18 protein-coding genes and 1 tRNA gene are annotated in these 16557 nt (G+C 26.5%); 13 read left to right on the top strand and 6 right to left on the bottom strand.

All coding sequences use genetic code 11. The features are described from left to right. The first annotated feature begins 8 nt into the window (after window positions 1–8). From BT997_RS01015 to BT997_RS01005, 3 genes are read left to right on the top strand one after another with little or no spacing between them, the layout of a single operon-like run. The gene (locus BT997_RS01015; RefSeq protein WP_072679522.1) at window positions 9–482 is read left to right on the top strand and encodes a hypothetical protein; all 474 of its coding nucleotides are present in this window, start codon (window positions 9–11) and stop codon (window positions 480–482) included. Then, on the top strand, window positions 475–1812 hold the full coding sequence (locus BT997_RS01010) for a hypothetical protein (RefSeq protein ID WP_072679521.1): 1338 nt from the start codon (window positions 475–477) through the stop codon (window positions 1810–1812). Before BT997_RS01015 ends, BT997_RS01010 begins: the two co-directional genes overlap by 8 nt. 10 nt (window positions 1813–1822) lie before the next feature. After that, window positions 1823–2854, top strand: a complete 1032-nt coding sequence (locus BT997_RS01005) for an ArdC-like ssDNA-binding domain-containing protein (RefSeq protein ID WP_072679520.1) — start codon at window positions 1823–1825, stop codon at window positions 2852–2854. A gap of 19 nt (window positions 2855–2873) precedes the next feature. On the opposite strand, the gene BT997_RS01000 is transcribed toward BT997_RS01005, so the two are convergent. Further along, entirely contained in the window at window positions 2874–3113 is a 240-nt protein-coding gene (locus tag BT997_RS01000; RefSeq protein WP_072679519.1) for a helix-turn-helix domain-containing protein, read from the bottom strand. A 219-nt stretch (window positions 3114–3332) separates the two neighbouring features. Here BT997_RS01000 and BT997_RS00995 point away from each other — a divergent pair, with 219 nt between their 5' ends. Continuing rightward, window positions 3333–4295 carry a M48 family metallopeptidase gene (locus BT997_RS00995; protein ID WP_072679518.1) on the top strand — a complete coding sequence of 321 codons (963 nt, stop codon included), beginning with the start codon at window positions 3333–3335 and terminating at the stop codon, window positions 4293–4295. A 28-nt stretch (window positions 4296–4323) separates the two neighbouring features. Here the strand turns inward: BT997_RS00995 and BT997_RS00990 are convergent, their stop codons facing one another. Then, window positions 4324–5553 carry a hypothetical protein gene (locus BT997_RS00990; protein WP_072679517.1) on the bottom strand — a complete coding sequence of 410 codons (1230 nt, stop codon included), beginning with the start codon at window positions 5551–5553 and terminating at the stop codon, window positions 4324–4326. Between the two features lie 400 nt (window positions 5554–5953). On the opposite strand from BT997_RS00990, the gene BT997_RS00985 reads away from it, so the two are divergent. From BT997_RS00985 to BT997_RS00970, 4 genes are all read left to right on the top strand, one after another. Then, a complete protein-coding gene (locus BT997_RS00985) occupies window positions 5954–7117 on the top strand; it encodes a hypothetical protein (protein WP_072679516.1) in 1164 nt (387 codons plus the stop codon). 27 nt (window positions 7118–7144) lie between these two features. Next, complete coding sequence (locus BT997_RS00980) at window positions 7145–8020, top strand: ParB N-terminal domain-containing protein (RefSeq protein ID WP_072679515.1); 876 nt, start codon at window positions 7145–7147, stop codon at window positions 8018–8020. 10 nt (window positions 8021–8030) lie between these two features. Beyond that, window positions 8031–8363 carry a helix-turn-helix domain-containing protein gene (locus BT997_RS00975; RefSeq protein WP_072679514.1) on the top strand — a complete coding sequence of 111 codons (333 nt, stop codon included), beginning with the start codon at window positions 8031–8033 and terminating at the stop codon, window positions 8361–8363. Window positions 8364–8449: 86 nt separating this feature from the next. Continuing rightward, the gene (locus BT997_RS00970) at window positions 8450–9568 is read left to right on the top strand and encodes a site-specific integrase (protein ID WP_083568351.1); all 1119 of its coding nucleotides are present in this window, start codon (window positions 8450–8452) and stop codon (window positions 9566–9568) included. Window positions 9569–9645: 77 nt separating this feature from the next. Here the strand turns inward: BT997_RS00970 and BT997_RS00965 are convergent. From BT997_RS00965 to BT997_RS00950, 4 genes are all read right to left on the bottom strand, one after another. Continuing rightward, window positions 9646–9722: transfer RNA gene (locus BT997_RS00965), tRNA-Arg, on the bottom strand. Window positions 9723–9780: 58 nt separating this feature from the next. After that, a complete protein-coding gene (locus tag BT997_RS00960; RefSeq protein ID WP_072679513.1) occupies window positions 9781–10584 on the bottom strand; it encodes a GGDEF domain-containing protein in 804 nt (267 codons plus the stop codon). Window positions 10585–10664: 80 nt separating this feature from the next. Further along, window positions 10665–11534 (bottom strand): menaquinone biosynthesis prenyltransferase MqnP, encoded by an 870-nt coding sequence (mqnP, locus tag BT997_RS00955; RefSeq protein ID WP_072679512.1) that lies wholly within the window; start codon window positions 11532–11534, stop codon window positions 10665–10667. A gap of 147 nt (window positions 11535–11681) precedes the next feature. Continuing rightward, window positions 11682–12161, bottom strand: coding sequence for an OmpA family protein (locus BT997_RS00950; protein WP_072679511.1), 480 nt, complete (start codon window positions 12159–12161; stop codon window positions 11682–11684). Between the two features lie 127 nt (window positions 12162–12288). Here BT997_RS00950 and BT997_RS00945 point away from each other — a divergent pair, with 127 nt between their 5' ends. The 5 genes from BT997_RS00945 (at window position 12289) to rlmB (ending at window position 16555) form a co-directional block, all read left to right on the top strand. Then, complete coding sequence (locus tag BT997_RS00945) at window positions 12289–13794, top strand: peptidoglycan-binding protein (RefSeq protein ID WP_072679510.1); 1506 nt, start codon at window positions 12289–12291, stop codon at window positions 13792–13794. A 73-nt stretch (window positions 13795–13867) separates the two neighbouring features. Further along, on the top strand, window positions 13868–14743 hold the full coding sequence (gene miaA / locus BT997_RS00940) for a tRNA (adenosine(37)-N6)-dimethylallyltransferase MiaA (RefSeq protein ID WP_072679509.1): 876 nt from the start codon (window positions 13868–13870) through the stop codon (window positions 14741–14743). An 85-nt stretch (window positions 14744–14828) separates the two neighbouring features. Further along, complete coding sequence (rpmE, locus tag BT997_RS00935; protein ID WP_072679508.1) at window positions 14829–15029, top strand: 50S ribosomal protein L31; 201 nt, start codon at window positions 14829–14831, stop codon at window positions 15027–15029. 18 nt (window positions 15030–15047) lie between these two features. Beyond that, on the top strand, window positions 15048–15863 hold the full coding sequence (rsmI, locus tag BT997_RS00930) for a 16S rRNA (cytidine(1402)-2'-O)-methyltransferase (RefSeq protein WP_072679507.1): 816 nt from the start codon (window positions 15048–15050) through the stop codon (window positions 15861–15863). A 2-nt stretch (window positions 15864–15865) separates the two neighbouring features. Further along, the gene (gene rlmB / locus BT997_RS00925; protein ID WP_072679506.1) at window positions 15866–16555 is read left to right on the top strand and encodes a 23S rRNA (guanosine(2251)-2'-O)-methyltransferase RlmB; all 690 of its coding nucleotides are present in this window, start codon (window positions 15866–15868) and stop codon (window positions 16553–16555) included. The last annotated feature ends 2 nt before the right edge of the window (window positions 16556–16557 follow it).

Below are 16557 nucleotides of genomic sequence, written 5' to 3'. Positions count from 1 at the left end.
AGTATTTTATGAAAAGAAAGAAAATATCAGTCTATTTAGAAGAAAAAGAGTATCAAGATTTGCAAATAAAAGTAAGTAACTCTAAAATGACTTTAACGGCATACTGTAAAGATAAGATTTTTAATTCAAAAAAAGAAGAAGATCCATTAAAGAAACATATAATAAGAGAGTTTGAAAATTTACTTTATTTATTAATCAGTCAATATGATATTTCAAAATCAAATATAAACCAAGATACTATCAAGAAAATCTCTTCTTACTCTGTATATATCAATAACTTAAAAGCAAAAAACAATAAAGAATTAAGATTAAAAAGAGAAGTTGAATATGACTATAAAAAACTATTTAAACTTGTAAATACACCAGTTATTAACTCCTTAATCACACAAGTAAATAAAACTAATAATAGCAAAGAGAAAATCTTTCTATTAGCTTCTTATGTTAAACAATTACAAAATGTTTTAAAGGCTTCAAATGAGTAAATTTAAATATAAAAAGTCTGTTAATGAAGAATCTTTACAACCAATAGTTAAAGTTGTCCAAAATAAACAAAAGGAAGATAAACACTACTATGATAGAGAAAAGTATGGACTAATTAATTATCTTAAATCAGAATCCAAGGAGGGGAAAATACAATTATTTGAAAAGGGAAAAGTAGAAGAAATTGGCTTAAAACACATCATCATAAGTCCTTGTAAAGTTTCACGGTGGGAAAAGCTTGATAAAGAAGAACAATTAAATCTAAGAGAGCGATTTATCTCTAAACTTCAAAATGACTTCAAAGACAAAAACTATTTATTAGCTATTGAAGAAAAACCTAGAAAAAATGAGTATGGTGAAAATATTAATATGGAACATTATCATCTTGTAGTTTCCAATAAAATCCCTACGGATAAGCCCTTTAAAGTTAATTATAAAAAATCTTTAATGACTAATTATATTCAATTTTTTACAAAAAAAGAAACTAGGGAAAAGTTAGGAGTTAAAACCTTCAATGAAATGAAAGAGAGTAAAATAGAAAAAATAAAATCTTATTATGAGAACAAAAAACACCATATTATTGCAAAAAGTGAAATAGATACTCTATATCAAATATCAAGAGGAATCTTTGAAGATAAAAAGAGTCGTTTTAATTTTTCAAGAACTCAAAAATATTATATTCTAAAAGAAAAAAAGAATCTCTTTAAAGAAATATCCTCAGTTAAAAAATCAATATCTCATACTCTATTACATATAAAAACTATAAATGACTCCATAAAGTCTTTAAAGGAGTACAAAAATAGTTTTGTATTTCACTATGTAAAGGAAATGAAAACTTATAGAAATAACTGTTTTAAATCATTAAAAGACTTTACTTTATATACAAACAAAGAACACAACTTTTTTGAAAAGCTTCAAAATCAAAAGTTAAAAAATGGTGAAATCAATCAAGAGAGTTTTATAACTTCTGTTGTAAGAAGTAAGAACTATTGGAAGAATGAACAGAGACATAAAAGAAGGCAAATAGAAGAAAATCTTAAATACCAACAAGACAATATTAATAGACAAATAAGAAACTTAGATGTTGAGTTAATCCTTCTACTTGAAAACAAAGAGAATCAAGAGAAAATCAAAAAACTATTTAGTGAAAAGATAAATGTAAAAAACTATCTACTTTCAAATAATTCACTTAAAATGTATTCACAAGAAGAAATCCTATCAAATAAACTTGAATTGTATAACAGTTATTTAAAATTTGTAAAAAGCCAAATTAATACTAAAAAACAAGCTTTAAAACAATCACCAAGTTATGAACAAAAAAATTTAAAATAAAGGAAAAACTATGTCAAAAAATGAAAATAAACAAATAGATACAAAACAATTTAATATTGAAAAAGATTTAGAAGAATTAATTAAAAAACTTGATAATCCTAAAACAGAAGAGATAGTAAAAGAGTTTTACTCTAATGTTGCAAGATTTAACAACTATTCATTTAACAATATCTGGTTATTAAACTCACAAGCTCAATTAAGAGCTATGGACTTATCTTATGTATCAAGTTTTAAACAATGGCAAAATATGGAAGTAAAGGTTAATAAAGGACGACAAGCTTTAAAAGTCTTTGCTCCAAAACAAAACTATAAAGTTCAAAGAGATGAGAATAATAAAGCAATAAAAGATAGTAAAGGAAGATATAAATATATCCTTGACAATAATAATCAAAAAATCAAAACTGATATATCATTTATTTTAGTACCAGTGTTTGATGTTTCTCAAACTAATGCCAAAGAGTTAGAAAAAATAAAACCTTTATCATATAGCAATCCATACTCAACAATTTCAAAAGAAATGTTACAAGAATTATACGAAGAAGTAAAAAAGAAATTTAACGTAAGTATTGAAGAAAAAAAACTCAAAGAATCACTTGGAGGTTACTATCAAATTAGTAATAAACATATAGTTATAAACTCAAATTCTAAAAAGTCTTTAAATTCAAAAGTTGGAACACTATTCCACGAGTTAGGACACCATTTAATGCACGGACAAGATAATTATAAAAAGATACATTTAGATACTTCACAAAAAGAGGGAGAACGAGAAAGTGTTGCTTATATTGTTTCTAAACATATAGGTATTACTCAAAATTCAGAACTATATTTAAAATCTTGGGATAGAGATGCCAATAATATGAAAGAACATTTAAAAAAAATTGTTGATACCTCAAAAGAGATTATGAAGGAAATTGACTTTGAAACAATCTTTGAAAATGAACTAAAAAGAGATAATTTAACTAATGAATATTTGGACTCTTTAATTGAAAAAAAGAAAGAGCCTATTTTAAATAAGGAGTATAATAATTTATATTTGAATTAGGGTTATTTTCTTTCTGTAATTAATAAAACGCTGATAATTCAACTTTAAAAATAACTGACATTTTATATAGATGTTCTATTGAATAATGATGTGTTTCAATTTTATGATTTTCAGCATGGGAAATAAAACTAGAGTTTTTCATACCTAACTCCAAAGATAAATCAAGTTGAGTATAACCTTTTTCTTTTCTTACCTTTTTCACATTATCAGAAATTTTATTATGAAACTTTATTAGTTCTTCTTGTGTGAAATTGTACATTAAAAACCTTTTTACATATATGTATAATTAAAAAGAATTTTACGCCATTAAAAGAAAAATCAATAATACATATATGTATAATTTATCTTTAAATATAATTTTTGTATCATCAATAATATTATACTTATATGTATAAGCTAAAGGAGTACATTATGGAAAGAAAAAAAATACAAGTTGGCGATAAAATCGTTTATAGTTTAAAAGTAAGAGGAGCAGATAATGCAAAACAGTAGTATAGATTTAAGTAAAACAAAAAATACCTCAGTTAAAAAGTGGATTTCTTTAATTGTGATATTTGTAATTTCATTTTTTATCTTACAAACAGCAATAACAGTTCCTTTTATGGTTTTACACGAAACCTTACTAAAACATACTATTGCAAAAGCACAGTGGTATCAATATGTTTATGATTTACCTTTAATTATTACTATTTTATTGATTTTATTTCAAGTAAATAGAACTTTAAAAAAAGATATTCGTTCACTTGTCAAAGACAATTTAGAATTACAAGATGAAATAATAGAAATAGATTTAAATAAAGAGTATGAAGATGAACTAACTGAAAAAGTTAGAAAAGCTTATTTAAAAGCTAAATCAGCTTTAAATCTATCAGAGGATATTATTTTAATTCGTTCAAAAGAAGATATCTATAATGCTTTTGCGATAAGTAATTTAAATGGTAAAGCTATTGTTGTCTTTGATGGACTTACTAAACAAAGTGAAGAGAATCAACTTCAAGCAATTATAGGACATGAGATAGGACATATCCTTAATAAAGACGCTATTTATAAAATATTAGATTATTCAATCATTTATTTTATTCCTTATGCTCAATATACTTCTGATTATATCTCAACACATTTACTTAATTTTAGTAAAAAGAATATTTTCTTATTGATATTTATGTTTCCTATTTATTTGACTGCAAAAGTCATTTTTGTTTTAATATCAATTTTTAACTATATTCTAAACTATGTAAGAGCTTTTGCTTCAAAACAAGCGGAACATTTAGCTGATTATATAGGGATGGCTTCATCTCCTAATAATTCTATGATTGAAGCCTTAGAAACTATTAAAGAGATTGAAGGGACTTATCAAACAAATGAATCCGTGCTAATGAGATTACTAGCAGAACACCCACAAACAGATAAACGAATTTTATATCTAAATAACGTTAATTAAGCTTGTAGTCATTTTGACTACAAGACTTTTAAAAAATATTTTTATTTAAATCTTTCATTATTATATTCTCTTCATCACTTGGGGAAGATTGTTTATTTTTATTCTCTTCTTTTTCAGAATTTTTATCTTCTATTTCACTTTTAAAATCTGAACTTGGTTCATCTGAATTATTTGGAGGAGGACAAATATCAAAACCTACACCTTTTGAATAGTCTTTAAATTTTTGAATAAGTTTTTCATTTAAATAATCATTCTCTAAAATAGCTGCATGTGGTAGACAATGGAGAACTGTCGATAAAATCCTTTCTTCAGTATCATCAGCAATGATGTAAAATTTATTGTCTTTTGGGTTAGGATATATTTCATTTCTTATAAGTTCTTTTTTTCTTTCTTCTGTATCAAAAACTTGCATATTTTTTAGAGGTTTAAGTTGGAAATATTCATAAATATAGCTATCACATTCAAGTAAAGCTTCAATATATCCATTATAACTATCTTCATAATCTGTAAAATTTGATTTATAAGATAACATTGAATTAAAAGAACTACTAGTCATTTTCTCATTAGATATTTTTTGTTTTAAAACTACTCTATTAATAGAAGTTTCTTTTATGGAAGAATCTTCATTATCCTCATAGACTAAGATTTTTTCAACCTTATTATTTGAAGCTCTAGATAATTTTATTTTAATAGCCACAACAAAAACTTCATTATTATCTTCATCTAATATTAAAACTTCTTCCAAACTATTAATACTATCTATCACACTTCTTTCTTTTTCAAAAGATTCATTATGTTCTATTGCTGGTTTAATAACATACTCAATTAAAAAATCTAATTTTTCAAAAAATAAAGTATAAGAACCTTCATAACAGTTTCCAACGTAGTACAATAGTAATGGCATCAATTCTTTCAATACTGTATTATCTTCAATTGAAAAACTTCTTTCCTTAAACCATTTCTCTGTTGATAGTTCATATTTTGGACGTTTATATTTAACTAAATTAAATATCCTAATAATTCTTGTTGCTTCTTTATATATATTTGTACTTTTATTTAAAACTTCAAGAATATCTTCATTTCCATCTATCCAGTTATAAAATTCAATATCTTTAAATTGATATACCTCTAGAGGTTCATTTATTTTATTGTGATAGCAAATAGATTCAAGTATTACATTAGCAATAATATAAGAATAATTCTTTCGGGGTTTATAAGTTAAATCCTTTTCACTTAACTCTCTAAATTCTTCTTCCATATAAATTTCCAAATTCTTTTCAAATAGTTTAGCAAATCTTTACTTAGAGGGATTAGTCCCACTCTAATTTCATACAATTTCTTCAATTTAAAAGACTTACTCAAAAAGTCCAACTAATAGCAGTCTTTGGTTGAAAACTTCTGAGTTAAATTCAAATCTTTTATGTGAAGAGATTAACTTTTAATTCAATGAGTTAATAACAAAAAAATCTCTTTGGTGTGAAACACACTGTGTAAATAATCACTTGACTTCCATATGTGATTACTTCTTTTACAACTTACTGTTAAACGAGATTTTATTCTTTAAGACTACTGACTGAACTTAACTTTACAGTTTTGTCAAAGTTAAGTTCCTAATCTTACTTTTCTAAAACAGAAAAGTTTTCTTTTAGGAGTTAATAATGAAAAAATTATTAAAAGAGGATATTCAAATCCTCGAAGAAAAATTAATACAAAATCAAATATCTAAAGAAGAGTTCACAAAAACTTTTATCTTCTTTTCTTACTTGTTTTATAAAGGGGTGAGAGTTGTTTTCCAATACCCTGGTTCAAAACAAAAAATGAAAGTTGAACTAAATTATATCTTTGAAAAACTATATCTAGAGAAAATAGAAAAAACTGGAAAAAGTTTTGACATTTTCATTGATGGCTTTGCCGGGGCAATGAATTCAACAATAGTTTTAATGGATTCATTAATTCTAAGTGGTGTTAAAAAAGTCATAGTAAATGATATTAACCCTTGTCTTGTTCAAGTACATGATGATATTAGAAATAACTCTGAAGCTTTAATCTCTGAATATTCAGAGATTATTAGAACAAAGTACATTAAAAAATATGGTGGGCTTATTCTTAGATTAGAACAATATGAACAAATTCATTTTGAACTAAATGAAAAGTTTATGCAACTTCAAAAAAACAATCAGTTTGGCATTAGAACAAGTGTTATTTTTTTACTCCTTCAAGGGGTGATGTTCTCAGGTATTCCAAAATATGACAATTCAGAAGGTGCGAGAGATACTGATTTTAAATTTACATATAAAGTCTATGATATTGAAAGATATCATAGTGTTCTTTTTAATCAAATTCCAAAAATCAGACAATTTTCTAAAATCTATAATCAAGTAGAAATTGAATTTAGAAACCAGGATTTTTTTGAAATACTTGACGAATTTAAAGGTAACCCTAATGTTTTATTCAACCTTGATGTTCCTTACATTCAGGAGGGAAAAAAAATACTAAGTGAAGAACATTTATCAAATATGACTTCTAGAGACCTAGAAGATTGTGTCATAAATTACAATCTTTACTTTGACCATTTAAAAATCATAAAAGAGTTAGAAAATATTAATTTCATTTATAACAATAATGCTCATCCAATATTAAATTATTATGCAAACAAATTTGATATCGAAGTTGGTGACTTTATTAGAAAAGAAGTTACTAGTAATAAATTAAATGGAAAAGTAAAAGATGTTAAAGAGTTAATTTTATTTAAAAACTCTTTACTACATAAACCTTCAAACTTAAATAATACAGATTACAGTCCAAGCCAACTAGTAGCTTAATCAAATTAAAAATACAAAGGATAAAAAATGGAAATCATATATGTTCCTATTATGGAAATAAAATATTCACAAGAAAAAATCAATGGACAAAATGAAAAAATAATACAAGAGTTATCACACTCAATCAAAGAAGTTGGACTTATTAATCCAATAACGATTAATAAAAAATATGAGCTTCTCAGTGGTTATAATAGATTAGCAGCATGTGATAGATTAGACTATGAATGTATAGAATGCATCGTCATAGATGAAAATAATCTGAGAGAAGAGCTTATTAAAATTGATGAAAACCTAGTTAGGAAAAAACTTTCTCCATGGGAAGAAAATAATCTTATTCTAGATAAGAAAGAGATTTATGAGTCACTTCATCCAACAGCTACAAAAGCATTTAAAAGTAAAAACAATTCATTATCTAAAGAAAAAAGAGTAGAAACAATCGAACCATTTTCTACTCATATGGCTCAAAGTTTGAATTGTACAATTAAAAGTATTACGAATAAAGTTTCACAAGTGGAACCAATACATAGAAAATCTCCTTCACTTAAAAACATGCTTTCAAGACTAGATAAAAAGGAACAGATAAAAGGGATTGAATTATCAAAAATCTCTAAACTATCTGCAAATGAAATGGATAACTTATCTATCATAATTGAAGAAAATTTGGAAAAAAAAGAATTTAAGATATCAGAAGTATTAAAAGAAGACAAGACTAACGAAAAATCAATGAAAGAGAAACTTCATAATATATTTATGTATGACTTACTTGAAGTATCTAAAAAATTATCTATTTCAAAAATCCAAAATGAGATAACAGTCAATGTTGAAGAAGCTAAAAAATTCAAAAATGAATTGAATGCTGACTTTAAAAGTGAAATTGATTTTTTAATCAAAAATATCAAATAAGGAGTCCTTGATGAATGTTAATTTTGAAACACTTGATGAAATACCAAAAATATATCAATTACTACAACAATTAAATGAAAAAATTGAAAACAAAATTGAAAAGAGATGGTTGTCAACAATTGAAACTGCTCATTACTTAGGTTATTCAAAAGACTCTATTGATTCAATGATTAAGAGAGGTGAATTTATTTCAAGTATTCACTACTTTCAAAGAGAAAGAAAAAGAATGTTTGATAAAGAAGCATTAGATAGATGGGTTATGGGAATATCAGATAAAGAAAATCATATTCAACAAAACATTGATATGACTATAGAAGATATTATTTCTTCTATAGCCGCCTAGTTAAGTGTCTTTTAGCTACAAATGAACTATAATTATTAAGTATTTATGGTTGATTTGTGGTTACCAAATAAAAAGGAGATAACACAATGACACTATACACAAAAGAATCAAAGAATAAGCAAGGTATAAAAAAGACTTTGTGGGTTAATTTCACACACAATGGAAAAAGATACAGAAAGTCTTTAGACCTTGAAGATACACCTGCAAATAGAAAAATTGCAGAGACACAATATATGCCAATTTTACGATATAAAATTATAAGTGGTGAGTTCTTTAAAAACACAAACAGTAAAATTCCAACAGTTAATGAGTATATGGAGAGATCTTTCGAATTAAGAAAAGGAGGGAGATGTTCATCTACAATATATGCTCATGAAAAAAACTATCTGAAATATTTGAAAGCTCCTTTTGGAAATAAACAGCTAGATAAAATCACAAGTAGTGAGATTACAATTTGGCAAAATAATCTTCAAGAAAAAGAACATTTAGCTAAAGCTACAATATTAAAAATAAGAAGTTGTATTAATAGCATGTATGAAGATGCAATTGAAGAGAGTATTATTAAGTTTAATCCTATTTCAAAAGCTAAAAAACTGAAAGAAACAGAAAATCCAAAAGTCAATAGAGTTAAGTTAAAACCATTTAATCAAAAGGAAATTAGTAAGATTCTTAATACTGCTCAACATCAAGATAAAAATATGTTAGCTACATTTTTCTTTACTGGATTAAGAGCTTCAGAATTAATAGGCTTAAAATGGGAATCAATAGACTTTAAAAATAATACTATTGCTGTAAGAGAACAAATTGTTCAGGGTAATCATAAAAATATTCTAAAAACTACTAAGAGTAGAAGAATTATTCCTATCATAAAGATACTACTTCCGTATTTGGAAAATCAATATAAAATTACTGGAAGTCAAAATTCTTACGTTTTTTTAACAAAAAAATCTAATAAGCATTTTCATAGTGCTGGGAAAATTAGAGAACAAATTTGGATTAAAATATTAGAGTCTGCAAATGTTAATTATAGAAATTTACACCAAACAAGGGGTACTTTTATTAGTACATTAATATCTAATGGCGAAGATATAACATATGTTAGCAAAATTGCGGGACATGAAAATGTTAAAGTTACATTAGAAAAATATTCTGAATATATTCCAGTTAAAAATGAAAATTTTGGAGAATGTTTTGGAAAAGTGTAGACACTTAACGTCACCGAAATGACACCCAGAAAAGTTGAAGTCTAAAGAAACCCTATATTTAGGAGTTTCAAATAGAATGGCACGCCTGGTAGGATTCGAACCCACAACCACCGGGGCCGAAACCCAGTGCTCTATCCAGTTGAGCCACAGACGCGCTTAAAAATTAAAGTCGAATCATAGCATAGATAAACTTATAGCTTTTTTAGAAGCTCTTATCTATTTTCTTCTTTATTCTTATACATTAAATCATCTACAATATCTAGAATGTGTTCTACATCTTGATTTGTTTTAAAACTTGTTAGTCCATAAGAAAATGAAAATTTCAATTCTTTTATTTTTGCAGACTTTAATTTTTGCTCAGATAGTTTTTTCTGTGCTTCTCTCATGATTTTATTTACATTTAAAGATGCAGTTTTTTCTTTATCAAATAATACAATAAATTCATCTCCTGCATATCTAACAACATCTACACCAGGATATATCAACTCATTTTGTAAGAATTTCACTAGATACTTTAAAACTTGATCTCCCACTATATGTCCATATTGATCATTTATAATTTTAAATTTATTTAAATCTATAAAAGCAATAAAACCATTGTTTTGAAATTTTTCATCTTGTAAATAATAATCTGCAAACCATTTTCTGTTGTATGCTCCTGTTAAAGGGTCAGAAAAAAGCTCTTTTTGTAAAAAATCAATTTGTTTTTGCATTTTAGAGAGTTCACTATTAATAGCTTTTAAAGATTCATCATCTTTATCTTTTATTGCTTTTTGTGCATCACAAGTAGATTTATGCAAAGTAGTAAGATTTTCATTTGCTCTTTTTACGATTGTATCTACATGATTAACATCTTGTTGTAAGTCTTTTAGTATTATATTTTCTTTATCAAAATTTACTTCTAATTTTTTTGCTATCCCTTCAAATGTATTAGAGTAAGTTCCTGGAAGTATAATATCATGTTTTTTTAAGTCTTTGACGGTTAGATAAGTTACCTCTTTAAGTTTGTTTCCCATTTTAGAATCTCCGAAAATAAATTATTTAATTATAGTCAAAAATATTTTAAGAGAGGTTTAATAATTGTAACAGAAATGTCTCAAATTGAATCAATTATGATTAATATGAAAAATATTATTCCTAAGTAACCATTTACAGTAAAAAAAGCTTTATCAATTTTAGTAAAATCTCTATTTACAATAATATGTTCATAAGTAAGCATAATAGCCCCAACTAGTACTGCAATATATGCAAATAATCCACCTTCAGAACTAATTACAAATAGTAACCAAAATACCACAGTAAAAAAATGAAAAACTTTTGAAATATTCATTGTTTTTTTTGCGCCAAACTTACTAGGGATTGAATGTAAACCTAATTTTTTATCAACTTCAATATCTTGTAAAGAATATAATAAATCAAATCCCGCAACCCAAAACATAACTCCTATACTTAAAAGAATAGACCATAAAGGAATAGTTTCGCTTACTGCTACAACTCCAGCAATTGGAGCAAGGGCTAAAGAAATACCTAAAATAATATGTGCTAAATAAGAGAATCTTTTAAAATACGAATAAGAGCCAATAATAAAAAGTATTGGTATTGATAAATATAAAGCTAAATCATTTACAAAAAAAGCAACTACTATAAATAACAGTGCATTTCCTATTGTAAAAATCAACATTTGTTTTGCAGAGATTCTACCATCTACATTTGGCCTATTTACTGTTCTAGGATTTAAAGCATCGATATCTCTATCCATATATCTATTAAAACCCATTGCAAAGTTTCGTGCACTTATTGCAGCTAGTATTCCTAATACTAATAATTTAAATCCAAACCATCCTGTTCCATTTATCTGAACAGAAGAGACGACCATTGCAATAAAAATAAATGGTAAAGAAAAAATTGAGTGTTTGAACATTACTAGTTCGTTGAAGTCATTTAAAAGTTTTGATAATTTATTCATAAATTGAAGTATATCAAAAAAGAAATAAATTAAGATACAAACTTCTAAAAAACTTTTATAGGTTTATATCTTAATTTTAGTTTAAAAATAATGTTTTATAATTATTTTTTTGTTACATTTAATAATAAAATAATTATCTACTTATTATTATTGTTCTTGATATTTAATTTTAGAAATTCTTGCTTTTTCAGATGAAGCATAGCTAATTAACTCAGATGAATTATTAAAAACCTCAGCTATAACTCTTCTATTTTTTTGTGCTCCAATTTCAGTATTATTATCATATAAAGGTGAACTTTCACCAAATCCCATACCTTTTATTTGCTTTGGATTTACACCTAAAGCAATAAGTTCTGTTCTTACTTTAACTGCTCTTCTTTGAGATAAATCATAGTTATACATTGCCGATGCAAACTTACTTGTATGACCTTCTACTATTGCATAAAGACCTGATTTCTTTAAGAACTTTGCGAATTCAACAACTTCTTGTCTCTCTTCATTATTCATATATACTGTTGAATCATTTTTAAATTCTACATTTAAATCTGGAACCATAATACAATCTGCAGCAGATAAACTACTTGCTAACCCTAATCCAATAATTGAAGATGCTATTAACTTTTTCAATTTTCACTCCTAATTTTTATAAATTTTGAAAATTATATCATAAAATTACCAATTTTATTACTAATTACACAATTATTTTATTATTTTTATGATAATATACTCTCACATATTAAAGAAAAGGGAAACAATGACTCAATATTTAAAAATATCTGCAGTAGCTGCTGCACTTATGATCAGTGTTACAGGTTGTTCTTTTACTAACAATTCAAGTGAAGCGTTAATGCAAAAAGAACAAGAAATTAAAAAGTTAACTCAACAGTTAGAAACAAAAGAACAGAGAATCGCATCTCTTGAAAACTCTGCTTCTAAACCAATGATGTCAAAAGTTGAGACTAAAGATGGTAATGCGGTTGCAAATTCACTTGTACCACCAAATGCCCAAGCAGGAGAGTGTTACGCAAAAGTTTTAGTTCCAGCTAAATATGAAACTAAACCAATGAAAAGACTAATTAAAGAAGCTAAATCTAATATTACAATTACACCTGCAACATATAAAGTTGTAGAAAAGAAAGTAACAATTAGAGAAGCTAGCACTAAGTTAGTACCAGTTCCAGCTACATATAAAACTGTTACTGAAAAAATTATGGTTGAGCCTGAAAAAACTAAGTTAATTCCAGTTGCTGCTACATACAAAACTGTTACTGAAAGAATTATGGTAGAACCTGAAAAGACTAAATTAGTAACTGTTCCAGCTACATATAAAACTGTTACTGAAAAAATTATGGTTGAGCCTGAAAAAACTAAGTTAGTTACTATGCCAGCTACTTATAAACTTGATAGTGAAAAAATTATGGTAGAACCTGAAAAAACAAAATTAGTTACTATGCCAGCTACTTATAAAACTGTTACTGAAAAAGTTTTAGTATCTCCAGCATATACTACATGGAAAAAAGGTAGAGGTGAAATTGAAAAAGTTGATAACTCTACTGGAGATATCATGTGTTTAGTTGAAGTTCCTGCTGTTTATAAAACTGTTACTAAAAAAGTTTTAGATAAAGATGCTTATACTAAAGAGATTAAAATTCCTGCTGTTTACAAAGTAGTTAAAACTAGAGCACTTAATAATGCTCCTACATCAAAAGAAGTTAAAACTCCTGCTGTTTACAAAACTATTACAAAAAAAGTTCTTGCAACAGAAACTACTACTAAAGAGATTAAAACTCCTGCTGTTTACAAAACAATTGCTAAAAAAGTTCTAGCTACTCCTGCAACAACAAGAGAAGTTAAAATTCCTGCTGTTTACAAAACTGTAGCTAAAAAAGTTCTTGCAACTCCTGCAACAACTAAAGAAGTTAAAATTCCTGCAATTTGTAAAATGGTAAAAACAAGAGTTATAGATACTCCTGCACGTGAGAATAAAGTAGCTGTTCCAGCAGTTTATGAAACATACCAAACAAAAGTAAAAAATGCTGAGCCTTACTTAAGATGGCAAGAAATCTTATGTGAAACAAATACAACTCCTGATGTAGTTGCTAAATTACAAAGAGCTTTACAAAATAAAAAATACAACATCACTATGATTGATGGTGTATATGGTTCTGAAACTAAAGCTGCTGTAAATGCATACCAAAAAGATAAAAACTTAAATCAAGGTGCATTAACACTTAAAACATTAGAATCTTTAGGATTATAATAACAAAAATAAAAAACGGGTCTCTCCCGTTTTTTAGACTCTTTAAAATCTTTTTTTTGATACAATCTTTTTTATGAAAGAAATTGCAATCATTGGCTCTACTGCTTCAGGTAAAACTGGATTATCTTTAGAAATAGCTCAAAAAACAAACTCAATAATACTATCTCTAGATTCTTTATCTGTTTATAAACAAATAGATATAGCTTCTGCTAAACCTACAAAAGAAGAAAGAGGAGATATTCTTCATTTTGGGATTGATGAGATTTTTCCAAATGAAAACTTTGATGTAATACAGTTTATTGATTGTTATAAAAAAGCAAAAGAATATGCCAAAACAAATGATAAAAACTTGATTATTGTGGGAGGAACAGGATTTTATTTAAAAGCTTTAATAGATGGTTTATCAACAGGAATAAAAGAAAATATTAAACTAGATATTCCTTTAGATAAAGCCTATGAACTTCTATATTCACTGGATAAAAAGTATATGAGTAAAATTGCATCAAATGATAAATATAGAATAGAAAAAGCTTATTCTATTTACAAACAGACAAAACAAACTCCTTCAGAATACTTTGAACTCAATCCCAAAGAACCTATAACTAAAGATTTAAAAATTTTTGAAATACTATGGGATAGGGAAAAACTAAGAGAAAGAATAGCTCTTCGTACAAATCTAATGATAAAAGAAGGTATCATTGATGAAGTAATATTTCTAGAGAAACTTTATAGAAGAAGTCCTAATTGTATGAGTTCAATAGGAATTATTGAAACACTTGAATATCTTGATGGTAAATTAACAAAAGAACAATTAGAAGATAAAATCTCTTTAAACACTGCAAAACTAGCAAAAAGACAAAATACTTTCAATAAAAGTCAATTTCAAAATAAAACTTCAAATATAATAAATAACTTAAATTCAGATATAATTAAGTATTTTTCAGTATAATACGCGTCCATTTTTAAAAGAGTTTAATAAAGGGCGACAAAGATTCGACCTTTTGTTAGACATTAATTATTTTAAGGAAAATGAAGTGAGAAAAGATATACACCCAGATTATAAAACTTGTACAGTTTCTTGTGCTTGTGGAAATTCATTTGAAACTAAATCAAATGTTGAAACTATGAAAATAGATATCTGTAATGCTTGTCACCCATTCTTTACTGGAGAGCACAAAATTGTTGATGCTGCTGGTAGAGTTGAGAAATTCAAAGCTAAATACGCAGCTAAATAATCTTTTTTATTTAGTATTGTGTTAACACTAGTTCCAACTCCGATAGGAAACTTAGAGGATATCTCTAAGCGTGCTATAAATGCCCTATTGGAGGCAGAACTTATTTTTTGTGAAGATACAAGAGTCACAAAAAAACTACTTCAACTTTTATCCCAAAGAGAAAATCTAGAATTTAACTGTAATGATTTTAAATCATTTCATTCACATAATGAAAAACAAGTTTTAAAAACACTAACAAAAGAAGATTTTGAAAAAAATGTTGTATATGTAAGTGATGCAGGTATGCCTTGTGTCTCAGATCCTGGTGCTTCATTAGTACAATACTGTATTGAAAATGATTTAACTTATGATGTAATTCCTGGTGCAAATGCTGTACTAACTGCTTTTGCAATGAGTGGATTTGAACATACAGAATTTACATTTTTTGGATTTTTAGCTCATAAAGGGAAAGAAAGAAAAGAAAAACTAGCACAAGTTATGGAAAGTTCAATCTTACCAATACTTTACGAGTCACCACATAGACTGCTAAAAACGATTGAAGAGATAAAAAATATTGATGAAAATAGAACTGTTTTTTTAGCAAAAGAAATAACTAAACTTCATCAAAAAACTTATAAAAATAAAGCTTCAAATCTTTTTGAAATTTTTAAAAAAGAGAACATTCGAGGGGAGTGGGTTATTGTTATTGAACCTACAAATTTTGAAGGTCAACAACTTACACTTTCTGACATAGAAAGCCTTGATATAGCACCTAAAGTAAAAGCTAAACTAATAGCCAAAATGACTGGCAAAAACGTGAAAGAGATTTATCAACAATATTTAGATAAAATCTAGCCATGATAATATATGGCAAACAAGTAGTACAGTATGTACTCGAAAATCACCCAGAAATAATTGAAGAAGTATTTTTTTCAAAAGAGATAGAAAAAAAGTTATTTTCAAAGTTTTTAAAACTTGGAAAGAAAATACATAAACTTGATAACCAAAAAGCACAAGCTTTAGCAAAAGGTGGAAATCACCAAGGTTATTTTTTAAAAATTTCTATTTTTGAATATACAGACTTTAAAGAAATGAAAAAATTAAACTTTGTTGTTGTACTTGATGGACTAACTGATGTTGGAAATATCGGTGCAATTTTAAGATCTGCACATGCATTAGGTGTTGATGGAGTTATCGCTTCTGGTGTTAAAACACTAAAAGAATCAGGTCTTATAAGGACAAGTTCTGGGGCTATGTTAGATATTCCATTTTGTAAAACAGAAAATACACTTGATGTTGCAAATGAATTAAAACAATATGGTTTTGCACTTATTGGTGCAACAATGGATGGAATTGATTTAAAAAAATATGGAAAAGTAGAGCAAACAGATAAAGTTGCTTTAGTAATAGGAAATGAAGGAGAAGGAATTTCAAATAAAGTTATAAAAAAACTTGATTTGAAAGTATCTATTGGCATGTCAAATAATTTTGACTCACTAAATGCATCTGTAGCAGCTGCAATCTTGATGTATACACTAAAAAAATAAAG

The organism is Arcobacter sp. LA11, assembly GCF_001895145.1.
Classification (GTDB): domain Bacteria; phylum Campylobacterota; class Campylobacteria; order Campylobacterales; family Arcobacteraceae; genus Halarcobacter.
The sequence above is the reverse complement of the archived record's forward strand: the minus strand, read 5'-3'. Positions and strand labels throughout refer to the sequence as shown.

Excerpts from the sequence above, each read along its gene's own strand:
- BT997_RS00960 (WP_072679513.1), bottom strand. The coding sequence starts at position 10,584 with ATGGGAAACAAACTTAAAGAGGTAACTTATCTAACCGTCAAAGACTTA.
- BT997_RS01000 (WP_072679519.1), bottom strand. The coding sequence starts at position 3,113 with ATGTACAATTTCACACAAGAAGAACTAATAAAGTTTCATAATAAAATT.
- miaA (WP_072679509.1), top strand. The coding sequence starts at position 13,868 with ATGAAAGAAATTGCAATCATTGGCTCTACTGCTTCAGGTAAAACTGGA.
- BT997_RS01015 (WP_072679522.1), top strand. The coding sequence starts at position 9 with ATGAAAAGAAAGAAAATATCAGTCTATTTAGAAGAAAAAGAGTATCAA.
- BT997_RS00970 (WP_083568351.1), top strand. The coding sequence starts at position 8,450 with ATGACACTATACACAAAAGAATCAAAGAATAAGCAAGGTATAAAAAAG.
- BT997_RS00985 (WP_072679516.1), top strand. The coding sequence starts at position 5,954 with ATGAAAAAATTATTAAAAGAGGATATTCAAATCCTCGAAGAAAAATTA.
- BT997_RS00980 (WP_072679515.1), top strand. The coding sequence starts at position 7,145 with ATGGAAATCATATATGTTCCTATTATGGAAATAAAATATTCACAAGAA.
- rlmB (WP_072679506.1), top strand. The coding sequence starts at position 15,866 with ATGATAATATATGGCAAACAAGTAGTACAGTATGTACTCGAAAATCAC.
- BT997_RS00995 (WP_072679518.1), top strand. The coding sequence starts at position 3,333 with ATGCAAAACAGTAGTATAGATTTAAGTAAAACAAAAAATACCTCAGTT.
- BT997_RS00945 (WP_072679510.1), top strand. The coding sequence starts at position 12,289 with ATGACTCAATATTTAAAAATATCTGCAGTAGCTGCTGCACTTATGATC.
- BT997_RS00990 (WP_072679517.1), bottom strand. The coding sequence starts at position 5,553 with ATGGAAGAAGAATTTAGAGAGTTAAGTGAAAAGGATTTAACTTATAAA.
- mqnP (WP_072679512.1), bottom strand. The coding sequence starts at position 11,534 with ATGAATAAATTATCAAAACTTTTAAATGACTTCAACGAACTAGTAATG.
- BT997_RS01010 (WP_072679521.1), top strand. The coding sequence starts at position 475 with ATGAGTAAATTTAAATATAAAAAGTCTGTTAATGAAGAATCTTTACAA.
- BT997_RS00975 (WP_072679514.1), top strand. The coding sequence starts at position 8,031 with ATGAATGTTAATTTTGAAACACTTGATGAAATACCAAAAATATATCAA.
- BT997_RS01005 (WP_072679520.1), top strand. The coding sequence starts at position 1,823 with ATGTCAAAAAATGAAAATAAACAAATAGATACAAAACAATTTAATATT.